Annotated in this window: 13 protein-coding genes and 2 pseudogenes; 7 read left to right on the top strand and 8 right to left on the bottom strand. The window is 73.2% G+C overall.

Annotated elements, in window-relative coordinates; translation table 11 throughout:
- Positions 1-1191: a spermidine/putrescine ABC transporter substrate-binding protein gene (locus G7075_RS03780; protein WP_240917866.1), complete on the bottom strand. Its 1191-nt coding sequence runs from the start codon at positions 1189-1191 to the stop codon at positions 1-3.
- Positions 1192-1237: 46 nt separating this feature from the next.
- Positions 1238-2734, bottom strand: coding sequence for an aminobutyraldehyde dehydrogenase (locus G7075_RS03775; RefSeq protein WP_205860610.1), 1497 nt, complete (start codon positions 2732-2734; stop codon positions 1238-1240).
- A gap of 135 nt (positions 2735-2869) precedes the next feature.
- On the opposite strand from G7075_RS03775, the gene G7075_RS03770 reads away from it, so the two are divergent.
- The 5 genes and pseudogenes from G7075_RS03770 (at position 2870) to G7075_RS03755 (ending at position 7319) form a co-directional block, all read left to right on the top strand.
- Positions 2870-3352: an Lrp/AsnC family transcriptional regulator gene (locus G7075_RS03770; protein ID WP_166118997.1), complete on the top strand. Its 483-nt coding sequence runs from the start codon at positions 2870-2872 to the stop codon at positions 3350-3352.
- 92 nt (positions 3353-3444) lie between these two features.
- Positions 3445-4787, top strand: a pseudogene (locus tag G7075_RS03765) (aspartate aminotransferase family protein).
- A 2-nt stretch (positions 4788-4789) separates the two neighbouring features.
- Positions 4790-5032: pseudogene (locus tag G7075_RS22440) on the top strand (FAD-dependent oxidoreductase); the annotation flags it as partial.
- Complete coding sequence (locus tag G7075_RS03760; protein ID WP_240917865.1) at positions 4924-6174, top strand: FAD-binding oxidoreductase; 1251 nt, start codon at positions 4924-4926, stop codon at positions 6172-6174. The pseudogene G7075_RS22440 and the gene G7075_RS03760, both read left to right, overlap by 109 nt.
- Before the next feature lie 38 nt (positions 6175-6212).
- Positions 6213-7319: an LOG family protein gene (locus G7075_RS03755; RefSeq protein ID WP_166118994.1), complete on the top strand. Its 1107-nt coding sequence runs from the start codon at positions 6213-6215 to the stop codon at positions 7317-7319.
- Here the strand turns inward: G7075_RS03755 and G7075_RS03750 are convergent.
- Positions 7306-8487 carry a hypothetical protein gene (locus G7075_RS03750; protein WP_166118992.1) on the bottom strand — a complete coding sequence of 394 codons (1182 nt, stop codon included), beginning with the start codon at positions 8485-8487 and terminating at the stop codon, positions 7306-7308. The genes G7075_RS03755 and G7075_RS03750 overlap by 14 nt on opposite strands.
- 64 nt (positions 8488-8551) lie before the next feature.
- Positions 8552-9754, bottom strand: a complete 1203-nt coding sequence (gene rlmN / locus G7075_RS03745; RefSeq protein WP_166118990.1) for a 23S rRNA (adenine(2503)-C(2))-methyltransferase RlmN — start codon at positions 9752-9754, stop codon at positions 8552-8554.
- A gap of 286 nt (positions 9755-10040) precedes the next feature.
- Between rlmN and G7075_RS03740 the strand changes: the two genes are divergently transcribed.
- Positions 10041-10793, top strand: coding sequence for a hypothetical protein (locus G7075_RS03740; protein WP_166118988.1), 753 nt, complete (start codon positions 10041-10043; stop codon positions 10791-10793).
- A gap of 81 nt (positions 10794-10874) precedes the next feature.
- Here the strand turns inward: G7075_RS03740 and G7075_RS22435 are convergent, their stop codons facing one another.
- The 4 genes from G7075_RS22435 to pyrH form a co-directional block, all read right to left on the bottom strand.
- Positions 10875-11330: a phosphatidate cytidylyltransferase gene (locus tag G7075_RS22435; protein WP_371814268.1), complete on the bottom strand. Its 456-nt coding sequence runs from the start codon at positions 11328-11330 to the stop codon at positions 10875-10877.
- A complete protein-coding gene (locus G7075_RS22430; protein ID WP_371814168.1) occupies positions 11303-11836 on the bottom strand; it encodes a phosphatidate cytidylyltransferase in 534 nt (177 codons plus the stop codon). Before G7075_RS22430 ends, G7075_RS22435 begins: the two co-directional genes overlap by 28 nt.
- Positions 11837-11843: 7 nt before the next feature.
- Positions 11844-12401, bottom strand: coding sequence for a ribosome recycling factor (gene frr, locus G7075_RS03730; protein WP_166118985.1), 558 nt, complete (start codon positions 12399-12401; stop codon positions 11844-11846).
- A gap of 82 nt (positions 12402-12483) precedes the next feature.
- A complete protein-coding gene (gene pyrH, locus G7075_RS03725; protein WP_166124203.1) occupies positions 12484-13236 on the bottom strand; it encodes a UMP kinase in 753 nt (250 codons plus the stop codon).
- A gap of 217 nt (positions 13237-13453) precedes the next feature.
- Between pyrH and G7075_RS03720 the strand changes: the two genes are divergently transcribed.
- The gene (locus G7075_RS03720; protein WP_166118983.1) at positions 13454-16789 is read left to right on the top strand and encodes a hypothetical protein; all 3336 of its coding nucleotides are present in this window, start codon (positions 13454-13456) and stop codon (positions 16787-16789) included.
- Positions 16790-16829: the final 40 nt, after the last annotated feature.

Genomic DNA, 16829 nt, shown 5'->3' with positions numbered 1-16829 from the left:
TCACCTTCTGCCAGATGCCGCTGAACTCCTGGTCCTCCTCGGGCGAGAGCGCCCGGAAGCCCTGGATGTTCTTCTCCTTGATGTAGTCCGCGGACGGGAAGATGAACGGGCTCTCGGCCAGCTCGGGGTCGCTCTTGGCGAGCTCCTCCTGGGCCCCGTCACGGGGCAGACGTAGTTGACCCAGGCGGCCACCTGGGCGGCCACCGCGGGGTCGTAGTAGTAGTTCATGAGGGTCATCGCGTTGCGGCGGTGCGTGGAGGTGATGGGGACCATCATGTTGTCGCTCCACAGCGTCCCGCCCGACTCGGGGATCACGAACTCCCAGTTGTCGTTCTCGGTCTCGGCACGCAGGATGAACAGGTCGCCGCTCCAGACGATGCCCGCGAGGGCGTTGCCCGACTTGAGGTCCTCGAGGTAGCTGTTGCCCTTGATCTTGCGGATGTAGCCCTGGTCGAGCTTCTCCTGGATGACGGCCACGCCCTTCTCGAACTCGGCCTTGCCCCAGCCCTGCGTGATGTCGACGCCCTGGCTCTGCATGACCAGGGCCACCGTGTCGCGGAACTCGCTGAGCACGACGATGCGGCCCTTGAGGTCGTCCTGCCAGAGGTCGTCGAGGCTCTTGATCTCGCGGCCGAGGCGGGCCTTGTCGTAGCCGATGCCGGCGAAACCGGACTGCCACGTGAGCGAGTACTGCCGGCCCGGGTCGAAGCTGACGTCCTTGAGGCTGTCGAGCAGGTTGCTCGCGTTGGGCATCCGGATGATCTCGAGGGGCTGGGCCAGCTGGTCGCGGATGACCCGGTTGGCCATCCAGTCGGTGAAGACGAAGATGTCCTTCCCGATGTCCTGCTTGCCCCGCAGCTGCGGCGCGATCTTGTTGAAGTAGGCGTCGTTGTCCTCGATGTCCTCGGAGTACGTCGCCTGGATGCCCGTGTCCTTGATGAAGGCCTGGAGCGTGGGGTACTGCTTGGTGTCCTCGTCGTAGTCGAGGTAGGCCGTCCAGTTGGCCCAGCGCACGACCTTCTCGGTGTCCGAGAGGTCGTCGGGCAGCTTCAGGGCGGCAGCCCCGCCGGCCGGTGGGGCCGGTGGCGCGCAGGCGGACAGCGCGGCCGCCGCGCCGCCGAGGGTCGCGCCGCCCAGCAGGGACCGCCGGGAGAGCTGCGAGGTCCGCGCGGCGCGGACCAGCCCGCGCACGGCGGGGTCGGCGGGGGTCGCCGTCGAAGGGGTGCCATGTGTGTCCTCAGCTCTCGATGTTCGCCATGACGTGCTTGATGCGGGTGTAGTCCTCGAACCCGTACATCGACAGGTCCTTGCCGTACCCGGACTTCTTGTAGCCGCCGTGCGGCATCTCGGCGACGAGCGGGATGTGGGTGTTGATCCACACGCACCCGAAGTCGAGGGCCTTGCTCATCCGCATCGCGCGGCCGAAGTCCTTGGTCCACACCGAGGACGCGAGCCCGTAGTCGACGCCGTTCGCCCAGGCGATGGCCTCGGCCTCGTCGGTGAAGCGCTGGACGGTGATGACCGGCCCGAAGATCTCGTTCTGGATGGCCTCGTCGTCCTGGTTCAGGCCGGAGAGGACCGTGGGCTCGAGGAAGAACCCGTCGCCGAGCGCGGTGACCCGGTTGCCGCCGGCCGAGACCGTGGCGTGCGAGGGCAGGCGTTCGATGAAGCCCGAGACGCGCGCGAGCTGGTTCGCGTTGTTGACCGGCCCGAACAGCGCGTCGTCGTCGTCGGGCATGCCGACGGGGGCCGAGCTCTTCGCGTACTCGGCGAGCGCGGCGACGAAGTCGTCGTGGATGCCGGGGGCGGCGAGGACGCGGGTGGCGGCGGTGCAGTCCTGTCCGGCGTTGAAGTACCCGGCGATGGCGATGCCCTCGACCGCGGCCTCGATGTCGGCGTCGTCGAAGACCACGACCGGCGCCTTGCCGCCGAGCTCGAGGTGCACGCGCTTGACCTGCGGCGCCGCGCTGGCGGCCACCTCGGCACCGGCGCGGACCGAGCCGGTGATGGCGACGAGCGAGGGGGTCGGGTGCTCGACGACGAGCCGGCCCGTGGTGCGGTCGCCGGTGACGACGTTGAGGGTGCCGGCCGGGAGGAACTCGGAGGCGATCTCGGCGAGCAGGAGGGTGGACTCGGGGGTGGTGTCGCTCGGCTTGAGCACCACGCTGTTGCCGGCCGCGAGCGCCGGGGCGATCTTCCACACCGCCATGAGCAGCGGGTAGTTCCACGGCGTGACCTGCCCGACGACCCCGATCGGCTCGCGCCGGACCCACGAGGTGTGACCCTTCAGGTACTCCCCCGCCGCGCGGCCCTCGAGCACGCGGGCGGCACCGGCGAAGAACCGCAGCTGGTCGACCATCGGCGGGATCTCCTCGCTCGCCGTGAGCGCGTGGATCTTGCCGGTGTTCTCCGACTCGACGGCGATGATCTCCTCGGCCCGCGACTCGAGGGCGTCGGCGATCTTCAGGAGGGCCTGCTGGCGCTCGCTCGGGGTCGTGGCGCCCCACTCGCCGGCGAAGGCGCGCGACGCGGCGGCGTAGGCGGCGTCGACGTCCTCGGCGCTGCTCACCGGGGCGGCGGCGACGACCTGACCGGTCGAGGGGTTGACGACATCGGTCGTGGCGTCGGTGCTGGCGTCCGCGTGGGCACCGTCGACGAAGTTGCGCAGGACACGGGGGTGCTCATCTGGGGTGCTCCCGGGATCGGTGGCGAGGGCGGCGGGTCGTGCGGGCACAGTAGTACGCGGAACCGCGAAATCACTAGGGTCGGTCCGGATTTGCACGGGAAAGTCACTGGGAGATGTCCTGGATGTTGCGGATTCCGCGCCCGGTCACTTGCGCGCGGCCCCCGCACCGGCCACGATGTCCCGGTGACTTCACGCCAGAACCGGGAACGGTCCCCCGAGATCCGTCTCGACGACGTGGCCAAGCGGATCATCGAGCTGCTGCAGGAGGACGGCCGGCAGTCCTACGCCGCGATCGCCAAGGCCGTCGGGCTCTCCGAGGCCGCGGTCCGCCAGCGGGTGCAGCGCCTCCTCGACGCCGACGTCATGCAGATCGTCGCCGTCACCGACCCCCTCCAGGTGGGCTTCCGCCGCCAGGCGATGATCGGCGTGCGGGCCTCGGGCAACCTCCTCGACCTCGGCGAGGCGCTCTCGGCGATGCCGGAGGTCGACTACGTCGTCACGACGGCCGGCTCCTTCGACGTGCTGGCCGAGGTGGTCTGCGAGGACGACGACCACCTCCTCGAGCTGCTCACCCAGCGCATCCGGCCGCTGCCGGGGGTCACGAGCACCGAGACCTTCGTCTACCTCAAGCTCAACAAGCAGCACTACAACTGGGGCACACGGTGAGCATCCACCCGAACGACGTCTGGGAACCCTCCTCCGACCGCCACACGGGCACGGGGGCGCTGTACTCCGACGCCGCCCGCGACCACCTGTGGATGCACTTCACGCGGCACTCGGTGTTCGAGGACCGCGAGGAGGGCGGCCTGGGCCACTCCGTGCCGATCATCACCAAGGGTGAGGGCTGGCGGATCTGGGACGACCGGGGCAACGAGTACATCGACGCCCTCGCCGGGCTCTTCGTCACCAACGTCGGGCACGGCCGCACCGAGATCGCCGAGGCGATGGCGAAGCAGGCCTCCGAGCTGGCCTTCTTCCCGTTGTGGTCCTACGCGCACCCGCGGGCCATCGAGCTCGCCGAGCGCCTCGCGCACAACGCCCCCGGCGACCTCAACCGCGTCTTCTTCACCACCGGTGGCGGCGAGGCCGTCGAGACCGCGTGGAAGCTCGCGAAGCAGTACTTCAAGCTCACCGGCAAGCCGACGAAGCACAAGGTCATCTCCCGGTCGGTGGCCTACCACGGCACCCCGCAGGGCGCCCTGTCCATCACCGGCATCCCCGACGCGAAGCTGCCCTTCGAGCCGCTGGTCCCCGGTGGCCACAAGGTGCCGAACACGAACATCTACCGTGCGCCCGAGCACCTGCGCGAGGACGAGAAGGCGTTCGGCCGCTGGGCCGCCGACCGCATCGCCGAGGCCATCGAGTTCGAGGGCCCCGACTCCGTCGCGGCGGTCTTCCTCGAGCCGGTGCAGAACTCCGGCGGGTGCTTCCCGCCGCCGGCCGGCTACTTCGACCGGGTCCGCGAGATCTGCGACGAGTACGACGTGCTGCTCGTGTCCGACGAGACGATCTGCGCGTTCGGCCGGATCGGCTCGATGTTCGCGTGCCAGGACCTCGGCTACCAGCCCGACATCATCACGACGGCCAAGGGCATCACCTCGGGGTACGCCCCCTCGGGCTGATGATCGCCAGCGACCGGTTGTTCGAGCCGTTCCGCAAGGGCACCACGTACTTCCCCCACGGCTACACCTGGGGCGGTCACCCGGTGTCGTGCGCGGCGGCGATGGCCAACCTCGACATCTTCGACCGCGAAGGGCTCAACGACCGGGTCAAGGAGAACGCCCCCGTCTTCAAGCGCACGCTCGACAAGCTGCTCGACCTGCCGCTCGTCGGCGACGTGCGCGGCGCCGGGTACTTCTACGGGATAGAGCTCGTCAAGGACAAGGTGACCCGCGAGACCTTCGACGACGCCGAGTCCGAGCGGCTGCTGCGCGGGTTCCTCTCCAAGGCGCTCTTCGACGCCGGGCTCTACTGCCGGGCCGACGACCGCGGCGACCCCGTCGTGCAGCTCGCTCCCCCGCTGACCATGGGTCCGGCCGAGTTCGACGAGATCGAGCGCCGGCTGCGCTCGGTGCTCACCGAGGCCGAGAACCACCTCTGAGGATGACCGCCACCGGCACCGCGCCGCTGTGGTGGGACACCCGCACGGCGGGCTCGACCCCCTCCCCCGCCGACACCGGCGCCGACCTGCCGCTGCGAGCCGACGTCGTCGTCGTGGGCGGCGGGTTCACCGGGCTGTGGACGGCGTACTACCTGCTGCGGGCCCAGCCCTCCCTCGACGTGCTGGTCATCGAGGCCGAGCACGTGGGCTTCGGGCGAGCGGGCGCAACGGCGGCTGGGTCTCGGCCCTGTGGCCCGTCTCGCCCGATGTCCTGGCCGCGCGCTCGGGGCGCGAGGCGACGCTGGCCCACCTCGCGGCGCTGCGCGACACGGTCGACGAGGTCGGCCGGGTCGACGCCGAGGAGGGCCTCGGGAGCGGCTACACCAAGGGCGGGACGCTCGTCGTCGCCCGGACCCCGGCCCAGGAGGTGCGGGCCCGGGCGGAGGCCGAGCACGGCGCGTCGTGGGGCGACGGCACCGTGTGGCTCGAGGCCGCAGCCGCACGGGAACGGCTGGGCGCCAACCCTGTTCGCGGCGCCACCTTCAACCCGAACTGCGCGCGCGTGCAGCCGCGTGACCTCGTCGACGGGCTGGCCGCTGCGGTGCGCCGGCGGGGAGGACGGGTCGTCGAGGGGGTGCGGGTCGGCCGGGCCGGCGACGGCGTCGTGGTGCTCGCCGACGGGCGGCGGCTCTCGGCGGGTGCAGTCGTCCTCGCCACCGAGGGATGGACGCCGCAGCTGCCCGGGCACGAGCGGGCGGTCATCCCCGTGTACTCGCTCATGGTCGCCACGGAGGTGCTGTCGGCGTCGCAGTGGGCGCAGGTCGGCCTCGCCCAGCGCGAGGTGTTCGCCGACCACGGGCACATGGTCATCTACGGCCAGCGCACCGTCGACGACCGGATCGCGTTCGGCGGCAGGGGTGCTCCGTACCACCTCGGGTCGACCATCAGTCCGGCGTTCGACCACGAGGAGCGCGTCTTCGCCTCCCTGCGCTCGACGCTGACCACCTTGCTGCCGGCGCTCGAGGGCGTCCGGTTCACCCACGCGTGGGGCGGCCCGCTCGGCATCCCCCGCGACTGGCACCCCTCGGTCACGTGGGACCCGGCGACGCGCACCGGCCGCGCGGGCGGGTACGTCGGCGACGGCGTGGCGGCTACGAACCTCGCGGGCCGCACGCTGGCCGACCTCGTGCTGGGCCGTTCCTCGGCCCTCACCGAGCTGCCGTGGGTCGGCCACCGCTCGCCGTCGTGGGAGCCCGAGCCGCTGCGCTGGGTCGGGGTCAACGCCGGGCTGCAGCTCGCCCGGGCCGAGGACGCCGAGGAGGCGCGCACCGGGCGTCCGAGCCGGGTCGCGGGCCTGCTCGGCCGGCTCACCGGCGGAGGGCACTGAGCGCCCGAGACCTCCCGGCCGCCGGGTAGGTTCGCGGGGTGCGCGAGATCGAGACCCTGGCCGCCCTCGACGCGGCGCTCGACGCCGGGACGTCGCTGCGCGGCCTGCGCCTACAGGACCTCGACCTCACCGGCCGCGTCGACCGGCTGCTGGCCCGCGACGACGTCGAGGGCCTCGTCGTCCTCGGCGGCCGGCTGCCCGACGGGCTCGAGCACCACCTGCGCGAGCACGGCGCGCTCGTGTTCCCCACCGACCCCCGCGCGCCCGTCGACCCCTACCGGGCGACCCTCTACTCCCCCGACGAGCTCTACGACGGCCTGCGCGAGACGGGCTACGAGTCGACCCCGGACGCCCGCGCCTACCGCTGGTCCCGCGACGCCGCCGTCGGCCACGACGTGTTCGTCACCCTGCTGCGCGCCGTGCACGACGACTCCGTCGGCGACGCGCTGACCGACCTGCTGGGCGACGCACCGGTCGTCGGCGTCATGGGCGGGCACGCCCTCGTGCGCACCGACCCGGTGTTCGCCCGCGCGGCCGCCCTCGGGCACGCCCTGGCCCGCACCGGCCTCGTCGTCGCCACGGGCGGCGGCCCGGGGGCGATGGAGGCGGCCAACCTCGGGGCGCTGGCACCGACGCCGGACGCCCTGGCCGACGCCCTCGAGGCCCTGCACGCCGTGCCGTCGTTCCGGCCGGACGTGCGCGCCTGGGCGACCCTGGCCCTCGACGTCCGCGAGCGCCTGGGCGCGCCTCCGGTCGGCGACGGACCGCGCAGCATCGGCATCCCGACCTGGTTCTACGGCCACGAGCCGCCGAACGTGTTCTGCGACGGCATCGCGAAGTTCTTCTCCAACGCGATCCGCGAGGACGGGCTGCTCGCCCGCTGCACGGCCGGTGTCGTCGTGCTCGAGGGCGCGGCCGGCACCGTGCAGGAGGTGTTCCAGGCCGCGACCCGCCTCTACTACGGGGTCGAGCCCACCGACGGCACGCCGCTGCCGCGGCTCGTCCTCGTCGGCCGCACCCACTGGAGCGAGACCGTCCCCGTGTGGCCGGCCCTGCAGGCCCTGGCCGCAGGACGCCCGATGGCCGGGCGCGTGCACCTCGTCGACGACGTCACCGAGGCCGCCGCGGTGCTCACGGACGGGTGAGCAGGACGATCCCGAGGCACATCTCGTCGGTGGTGCCCTCGCCCCAGACGACGTAGCGCTCCGGCTGGCCCCGGAAGGCCGGCAGGCGGTCGCGCAGCGACTGGTCGTGCCGGCAGGTGACCGTGACGGTGTCGCCCTTCGCCACCGTCACCGGTGTACGGAGCGGGATGCTCCCCTGGTCGTCGAAGTCCCAGTTCGCGATGTCGAGCACCCGCTGGGCCTTCGCCGAGCCCTTGTCGACGTCGACGGTGATGGCCCGCCCGAGCAGGTGCATGTGCCCGGCCACGGCCCGGATCGTGCCGGGCTCGCGGACCGTTCGCGTGCAGCTCTGCACCGGACCGGGGACGACCGGTCCGCAGAGCAGGTGCAGCAGGTCGGCGGTGGCCGGTCGCTCGTCGAACCGGCGGGAGACGTCGGACACCGAGACGGCGCGGCTGCACAGCCCGGCCTTCCGGTCATCGCGGCACGGCAGCTCGACGGGCGCCGGGAGGAGCATCGTGTCGAGGGCCTTCTTGCGGCTGCCCGCGGCCTCGGAGAGGCGCAGCCGCACGGTGCTGCGGTCGGTGCCGCTGCCGGCGAGCAGGTTGTAGTGGATCTGGACGACGAGCCGGCTGTGGGCCGTCAGCGGGATGCCGATGTCGTCCGCCATCACCCGCTCGCCACCGCCGGGCGCCCAGGCGCCGACCCAGTCGGCGTCGTCGAGGTTGACCCCGATGCCCTGGATCCCGCTGCCCCCGAAGCAGGTCCAGCCGTCGCCGGGCGTGGCGGCGTCGAGCCGCTCGGCCTGCGCGACACCGCTGGGCGGCACGCGCGAGACGATGACGTGGTGCACCAGGGCCGCGTTGTCCGGACGGATGTCGACGCCACTGACGAGCTGGTCGGTGGCCAGCCGGGGGTCGAGCAGGAAGCAGCGGTAGTCGTCGGTGCCCCTGGCCGTCGGTGCCGTCGGCGTGTAGGCGGCGGGCAGCCGGACCTCGACGAACCGCTCGCCCTTCCGGAGCGGGACGTCGGGGCGGGTCGGCGTGGCCGAGGGGGTCGCGGTGGCCGCGGCGTGGGCCGCCTCGTGCGAGCTCTTCGCCTGCAGGTTCGCCGGCAGCTCGGAGGACGTGGCACACCCGCCCAGGGCCACGGCGAGGACCGCGGCCGCTCCGAGCAGGCGACGTCGCATGTGCGGAGCGTAGCCCCACGGGGTGACCCGGGTCAGGCACCTGTGGGTGCCCGGCCGTCCGAGGTCAGGCGGTGGAGGCGGCGAGCTGCCCGCAGGCGCCGTCGATCTCCGAGCCGCGGGTGTCGCGGACCGTCGTGGGGATGCCGTGGGCCCGCAGCCGCTCGACGAACTGCTGCTCGACCCCACGGCGCGAGGCGGTCCACTTCGACCCGGGCGTCGGGTTGAGCGGGATCGGGTTGACGTGCACCCAGCCCCTGCCGCGGGCGGCCAGCTTGTCGCCGAGCAGGTCGGCGCGCCAGGCCTGGTCGTTGATGTCACGGATCAGCGCGTACTCGATGCTCACCCGCCGGCCGGTGGCCTCGTAGTACCGGTACGCGGAGTCGATGGCCTCGTCGACCTTCCAGCGCGTGTTGATGGGCACGAGCTCGTCGCGCAGCTCGTCGTCCGGGGCGTGCAGCGAGAGGGCCAGGGTGACCGGGATGCCCTCAGCGGCCAGCTTGTCGATGCCCGGCACGAGCCCGACCGACGACATCGTGATGCCCCGCGCCGAGATGCCGAGCCCGGCGGGCGGGGCCTCCGTGAGCCGGCGGATCGCCCCGATCGCCGCCTTGTAGTTGGCCAGCGCCTCCCCCATGCCCATGAAGACGACGTTGCTCACGCGGGTCGGACCGGCCGGCTCGGACGCGTCGTCGGCCTCCTCGCCGAGGCCCGCGCCGTCGGTGGGCGCACCGATCTCGGGGAGCCCGCCGTGGCGCAGCATCCTCGCGGCGGCCACGACCTGCTCGACGATCTCGCCGGCGGACATGTTGCGGGTCAGGCCCTCCTGGCCGGTGGCGCAGAACGGGCAGTTCATCCCGCAGCCGGCCTGGCTGGAGATGCACACCGTCACCCGGTGCGGGTAGCGCATGACGACCGACTCGACGAGGGCGCCGTCGAAGAGCCGCCACACCTGCTTGACCGTGGCCCCATCGTCGGCGGTGATGGAGCGCACCGGCGTCAGCAGCGGCGGCAGGAGGTCGCGGACGAGGTCGTCGCGCACGGCCTTCGGGAGGTCGGTCATCTCCTCGGGGGCGTCGACGAGCCGCTCGAAGTAGTGCGTCGAGAGCTGGTTGGCCCGGAAGGCCGGGTGGCCGAGGGCGGCGACCGCGGCGCGGCGCTCCTCGACGGAGAGGTCGGCGAGGTGGCGCGGCGGCTTCCCGCGCCGGGGCGCGACCATGGTCAGCTGGCCGGGGACGGGGCGGGTCGAGGGCTCGGGGGCATCGGGCATGACCGCACGATTGTCGCAGGTCGACCCCTACCGCTCGAACCCGGCGACGCTCCGGGCCGGGGCCACGGCCGGACCAACGGCCACCCGGGATGTCCGTTCGGCCGATTCGGCGGATCGGCCGCGCGGAGGACCCGGATGGCTTTACCCTTTCTTTTACTTCGCTCCGCAGGGGAGCGAGGATGCAGGGAAAGGCACGGCCATGGGCCTGTTCGATCGCTGGCGCGCGCCCGCAGGGGGTTCCGCCCAGTCCACCACCGCACCGTCCGTCCGTCGTCCGCTCCTCCCGGTGCCGGACGTCGACGCGGACGGCGAGTCGCTCGACGAGGCGGTGCGCGCCCACCTCGAGCGCCTCACCGCCGCGGCCGAGACCGACGTCGACTCGCTGACCACCGAGCAGTTCGACGCCGCGCTCACCTCGCGGCTCGTCGCCCGGGACCGGCTGCACGCCACCGGGCTCGGCTTCTCGTACGCGCTGCCGTTCACCGAGGACATGGACGAGGTGCTCACCCTCGACCTCCCGACGACGGTCGTCACGCTCCCGGACTCGCGGCTCGCCGCGACCCGGCGCTCGGTGGCCACGCTCATGGAGGTCGGGCGCACCAACCTGCGGCACGAGATGGACACCGCCGACGTCGAGGTCGTCCGGCTCGGGTCCGGGCGCCGCACGGTCTCCGCGCTGGTCAGCGACTCGGCCTACACGGCCTCCTTCGCCCGCTTCCTCGTCGAGGCCGTCAACCGGTGGATGCCGGGCGCCGACCTCCACGGCGGCATCGTCTTCGCCGTCCCGCACCGCCACGCCATCGTGCTGCAGACCTGCGCGAGCCAGGCCGAGACGCGTCTCGCGCTCGACCTCGTGCCGACGCTGGCCGCGCAGATGTACGCCGACGGCACCGGCCCGGTCTCGCCGCACGTCTACCACTGGTACCACCGCGAGATCACCCGCCTCACCGAGGAGCAGGAGGACGGCACGCTCGTCGTGCACGCGACTCCGCTGCTCGAGGGGATGCTCGGCCGCTCCAGCGGGCGCCGAGCCAGCTGACGCCGCGTCGGGTCCGGCTGCCCGGAGCGACCGGGCCCGGCGTGGCCCCCGCGCGACACCGACGCCCGCACGGGCGCGGGGTCAGCCGCCGGGGACGAAGAGGAGCAGCAGCGCCCAGGCGACGGGTGCCACGACGACGAGCGAGTCGAGGCGGTCCATCAGCCCGCCGTGGCCGGGCAGCAGCGTGCCCATGTCCTTGATGCCGAGGTCGCGCTTGATGCTGCTCTCGATGAGGTCGCCGGTCGTCGCGGCCCCCGCGGCGACCGCCCCGAGGATCGCGCCGGCCCACCAGGCGCCGCCGAGCAGCAGTGGCAGCGAGACGGCCCCGACGACGGCGCACGTGCCCACCGAGCCGGCGAAACCCTCCCACGACTTCTTCGGGCTGAGCGAGGGCGCCATCGGGTGCTTCCCGAAGGCCACCCCGACCGCGTAGCCGCCGATGTCGGAGAACACGGTGACGAGGACGAAGGTGATGATGCGCTGGCGGCCGTCGTCGGGCGAGGCGAGCATCAACGAGGCGAACCCCCCGAGGAACACCGGGTAGAACACGACGAGCGCGGAGGCGGCCAGGTCGCGCGCGGCCCGACGAGGCCGTCAGCCACCCGCCACACGAGCAGGCCGACGACGGTGAGGCCGAAGGTGACCACGAGCGCCTCGGCACCGCGCAGGTAGGCCGCCGCGATCATGCCGACCGCGCCGAGCACGAGGGGCACGAGCGGTACGCGGATGCCCCGGGTCGCCACGGCCCGACGGACCTCCCACGCGCCGAGGACCATCGCCGCGATGACGACGACGAGGAACGCGCGGGCGTCGATGACGAGGCTGGCGATGACCACGGCGCCGAGCAGCAGCCCGACACCGATCGCCGCCCGCAGGTCGCGGCCGGCGCGCGGGGTCCGTCGGGCTGCGTCGCCCTCGGGCTCGGCGGCGGCGTCCTCGCCGGCCGGGTCCGCGGTTGTGGCGGGGTCCTCGGTCGTCACACCACCGGCCTCGGGACGGGGGTCCTCGGCGGCGGGGTCCGGGGTGGTCGGAGCGTCGGGCATCGTCGGGTCAGACCTCGAGGAGCTCGGCTTCCTTGTGCTTGAGCATCTCGTCGATCTGCTCGACGTGGCGCTTGGTGACCGACTCGAGCTCCTTCTCGGCGCGGGTGCCCTCGTCCTCGCCGACCTCGCCGTCCTTGACGAGCTTCTCGAGGGTGGTCTTCGCGCTGCGGCGCACGTTGCGCACCGAGACACGGGCTTCCTCGGCCTCGGTGTGGGCCATCTTCACGTACTCGCGGCGACGCTCCTCGGTGAGCAGCGGCATCGTGCAGCGGATGATGTTGCCGTCGTTGCTCGGGTTGACGCCGAGGTCGGCCTGCTGGATCGCCTTCTCGATGGCGTGCATCGAGCCCTTGTCGAACGGGCTGATGATGATGGTGCGCGCCTCGGGCGTCTGGAACGACGCGAGCTGCTGGAGCGGGGTGGGCGCGCCGTAGTAGTCGACCATGACCTTCTGGAACATGCCCGGGTGCGCCCGGCCGGTGCGGATGCCGGCGAAGCTCTCCTTGGCGACCTCGACGGCCTTCTCCATCTTCTCCTCGGCCTCGAAGAGGGTCTCGTCGATCATGGGGGTCGTTCTCCTTCGGTCGGCGTCGCTGGCGCGGCGCGCTGCGGGTCCAGTGTGTCAGGCGGGGCGTGGCGCGAGCGGGTCAGCCGGCGGACACGAGCGTGCCGATGGGCTCGCCGCGCAGGGCCCGGGTGATGTTGCCGTCGCCCTCCATGCCGAAGACGACCATCGGCAGCCGGTTGTCCATGCAGAGGCTGAAGGCCGCGGCGTCGACGACCTTGAGCCCGGTGCGCAGCGCCTCGGCGAAGGTGACCTTGTCGAGCTTGCGGGCGTCGGGGTTGGTGCGCGGGTCGGAGTCGTAGACGCCGTCGACGCCGTTCTTGCTCATGAGCACGGCGTCGCAGTTGCACTCGAGGGCCCGCTGGGCGCTCACGGTGTCGGTGGAGAAGTACGGCATGCCGGCGCCGGCGCCGAAGATGACGACGCGGCCCTTCTCGAGGTGTCGGATCGCGCGCCGCGGGATGTACGGCTCGGCGACCTGGCCCATCGTGATCGCGCTCTGGACGCGGGTGTCGACCCCCTCCTTCTCGAGGAAGTCCTGCAGGGCCAGGCAGTTCATCACGGTGCCGAGCATCCCGATGTAGTCGGCGCGCGAGCGGTCCATGCCCTTCTGCTGGAGCTCGGCACCCCGGAAGAAGTTGCCGCCGCCGACGACGATGGCGACCTCGATGCCCTCGCGGACGGCCTCGGCGATCTGGCGGGCGATGCCGCGCACGACGTCGGGGTCGACGCCGACCTTGCCGCCCCCGAACACCTCGCCGGAGAGCTTGAGCAGGACCCGGCGGGCCCGACCGTCGGTCGCGGTGGACGCCGGGGCCTCGGCGGTGGCAGGCATGGTCACGGGGCCTCCTCGGCGGTGGTGCACAGCGGTCGCCCGATCCTTTCACAGCGCGAGGGGTCGGACCGAACCCGTGGCCGCACCCGTCGGGCGGCCCGGGACGACCGCGGTTGCGAGTTCTCGCAGGACAGGCGCCCGGCGTCGGCGCCGCCACCTATGCTCCGATCGCGGCACGGCGGACGGCGCCCGGAGCCACGAACGCGAGGGGTGGACCGTGCGAGGACGACGGTGGACGGCGGTGCTGGCGGCGGCGGTCGTCGCGGCGACGGGGGTGGCGGCGCAGGCGGGCCCGAGCGCGGCGGTCGGCACGACGGGGCTGCGGACGGCCGGTGCCCCCACCGCAGCCGCCGACACGATGCCGGGCGGCTACCACGCGGTTCCGGCCGCCCGCCTGCTCGACACGAGGAACGGCACCGGGGCGGGGGCGGGCCTCCGGGCCGCCGGGTCGACGACGACGCTCGGCGTCGTCGGGGCGCACGGGGTGCCGGCCAGCGGTGTCTCGGCCGTGCTCGTCACCCTCGTCGCGACGGGGACGACCGGCAACGGGTACCTCACGGCGCACCCGCACGGGTCGGCGCTGCCCGGCGCCTCGACGCTCAACTGGTCCGCGGGACGCACGGTCAGCAACACGGCGCTCGTGCGCGTGGGCACCGACGGGGCCGTCGACCTCCACGTCAGCGGGACCGCCACGCACCTCGTCGCCGACGTCGTGGGCTGGGTCGAGGACGCCGCGGGCGCTCCCGGTCCGGGGGGGATCACTGCCCTGACGCCCAGCCGCGTCCTCGACACCCGCACCGGCGTGGGTGCCCCGGCACGGCCGGTGCGTGGCGGCAGCGTGGTGGGACTCGCCGTGGCCGGCCGCGGCGGTGTGCCCGCCACCCGGGCGGGCGCGGTCGTCCTCAACCTCACGGCGGCCGAGTCGACGGCGGGTGGCCACGTCACGGTCTCCCCCACCGACCCGGGCGCCGCGCCGACCTCGACCCTCAACTACGCCACGGGCGAGACCGTCGCCAACCTCGTGACCGTGGGCATCGGGCCCGACGGTGGCGTCGACCTGCGCGTGACGTCCCCGGGTTCGGTGCGGCTGGTCGCCGACGTCGTCGGCTGGGTGGCCGAGGGGTCTCCCCCCGGCGCCCTCAGCCTCGCCACGACGGCGCCGACCCGGCTGCTCGACACCCGGGAACCCGGCGGTGGTGGGCCGGTCGTGGGCGGCAACCGACGGGCGGTCACCGTCGCCGGCCGCGGCGGGGTGCCGGCGACCGGAGCCGGTGTCGCGCTGCTCAACGTCACGGTGGCCGACGCCACCTTCACCGGGCACCTGACGATCGTCTCGCGGGGTGCCGGAGTGCCCACCTCGTCGACGCTGAACTTCGAGAAGGGCCGCACCAAGGCGTCGCTGGCGGTCGGGGTGCTGCCGGCCTCCGGTGCCGTCGACGTCGTCGTGTCGACCGGTGGCACCCTGCGGCTCGTCGTCGACGTGCTCGGCTGGGTGAACGGCCCGGCCGGTGACGTCACAGCGCCCGGAGCCGTGACCGGTGTGACCGCCACGGTCACCGGCACGTCCGTCCGGGTGGCGTGGGCGGCCTCCACCGACGCCCTGACCTACCGCGTGGAACGGATCGTCAACGAGGGGGAGGCCTGGCGGCGGACGCACCGCAGCGTCGTCGGGTCCACCGCCGACACCTCGTTCCTCGACACCACCGCGGCACCCGGCCTGAACCTCCGGTACGAGGTCGTGGCCGTCGACCCGTGGGTGAACGCGAGCCCGGCCGCCGGCAGCCCCTCGCGCACCATCCCGCTCACGGTCGGGACGCCGACGACGGTCGCCCCGGTGACCGGGGGGCTGCTCGACGTCGACTGCCCCACAGCATCCTGGTGCGTCGCCCTCGAGCGCGACGGTGCGGTGCGGACCTGGGACGGCACGGCGTGGTCGGGCCGCACCCAGCTCATCCCCCGGCGCGACGACGGCTCCCCCTTCGAGGGGCTGTCCCGGGTCTCGTGCGCCGACCCGACCTTCTGCGTCGTCACGCGCACCGACGACGGTTCGGTGATGGTCTGGCGCGGGGGGACGTGGAGCCAGGTCGACATCGGGGACAAGGCCGCCTCGGCCGTCTCGTGCCCCACCACGACGCGCTGCCGGCTGATCACCTCGGCCGCCACGGTCCTCGAGCTCGACGGCGCCCGCGTGGTCGGGACCACGACGCTGCCGACGGGCGTCGAGTGGCGCAACCTGTCGTGCGGGTCGGCGACCTCCTGCGCGGCCACGGGGTTGACCTCCACGGCCGGCTACACCTCGTACGCGGCGGTGCTGAGCGGCGGGCGCTGGACGCGCACCCGGCTGACGAGCGGACCGCAGGAGGTCCACGACGTGTCCTGCCCGGCCGCCGGGTCGTGCGTCGCCGTCGGCGACGGCGGGGCCTACTGGGTCCTGGCCTCGGGCACCTGGTCGGCGACGCGCACCAGCACGGCCATCGGGGGAACGGACTCCGTGGGGGCGGTGCTCGACTGCACCTCGAGCCGGTGGTGCCTGAGCAGCGACTGGAGCGGGCAGTCGGCCCGGTTCGACGGAAGCGTCTGGCGCGCGGTGTCGGGCGGCGTCGACGGCTTCCGCGGCCGCTCCCTCGCGATGTCCTGCGCCTCGAGCACGGCGTGCGTCCGGGTCTACCCCGAGGGTGGCGTGCGCTGGTTCCGTGGGTCGTCGTGGTCGGCGACCTCGGCGGTCGCCCCGACGAGCGGCCCGATCACGACCCTGGCCTGCGTGTCGGCGGTGTCCTGTGCGGGCACCGATGTCGACGGGTCGGTCCACACCTGGAACGGCACCACGTGGTCCACCCGTCAGCTCGGCGTCACCGACATCGAGTGCCCGGTCGACGACTGGTGCCTCGCGACGGGCACCGACAACAGCTCGGTGAGCCGGTACCGGGTCCGCTCCGCCGGCACGTGGTCGGGGGCGACCCGAGCCCCGCTGCAGCTGTCGTCGGTCTCCTGCCCGGCCCGTGGCTGGTGCATGGCCCACGACGTCACGACGGGGTCGACCTCGGTGTACTCCGGTGGCCGGTGGTCGGCGCCCGTCCGGCTCTCCGGCACGGCGGCCGACAGGGGTCTGCTGGCGTGCTCCGGTCCCGGTTTCTGCGTCCTGGTCACCTCCGGCGTCCAGCGGTCGTGGAACGGCACCCGGTGGTCGGGCGCCTCGACCACCTCGATGGTGCGGCCCTTCACCCTCGACTGCACCACCGACGACTGGTGCCTCGCCGTCGAGCAGTCCGGCCGCTGGTGGCAGCGCACCCCGTCCTCGGGCTGGGCCGGCACGCCCTCCGACGTGGGCACCCAGATCGGGCTCTCCTGCACCAGTCGGGCCTTCTGCCTGTCGGTGTCCGGCTTCACCGGCGGCATGTCGTACAGCGTCTGGGGTGGCGTGCTCGAGCACATCACCTCGACCACGGACATCCCCGGGCAGCCGGGCGTGTGGGGGACGACCACCTCGTGCTGGGCGCGCGGCGAGTGCCTCGTCGCCGAGGGGCCACGGGTCATCCGGGTGTCCGCCGGCTGATCCCGGACGCCCGGCCGTGGGCCGGGGGCTGGCAGGATCG

Origin of the sequence: Phycicoccus sp. HDW14 (genome assembly GCF_011383005.1) — a bacterium.
Taxonomy (GTDB): Bacteria; Actinomycetota; Actinomycetes; order Actinomycetales; family Dermatophilaceae; genus Phycicoccus.
The sequence above is the reverse complement of the archived record's forward strand: the minus strand, read 5'-3'. Positions and strand labels throughout refer to the sequence as shown.

Excerpts from the sequence above, each read along its gene's own strand:
- G7075_RS03750 (WP_166118992.1), bottom strand. The coding sequence starts at position 8,487 with ATGCGACGTCGCCTGCTCGGAGCGGCCGCGGTCCTCGCCGTGGCCCTG.
- rlmN (WP_166118990.1), bottom strand. The coding sequence starts at position 9,754 with ATGCCCGATGCCCCCGAGCCCTCGACCCGCCCCGTCCCCGGCCAGCTG.
- G7075_RS22430 (WP_371814168.1), bottom strand. The coding sequence starts at position 11,836 with ATGCCCGACGCTCCGACCACCCCGGACCCCGCCGCCGAGGACCCCCGT.
- frr (WP_166118985.1), bottom strand. The coding sequence starts at position 12,401 with ATGATCGACGAGACCCTCTTCGAGGCCGAGGAGAAGATGGAGAAGGCC.
- pyrH (WP_166124203.1), bottom strand. The coding sequence starts at position 13,236 with ATGCCTGCCACCGCCGAGGCCCCGGCGTCCACCGCGACCGACGGTCGG.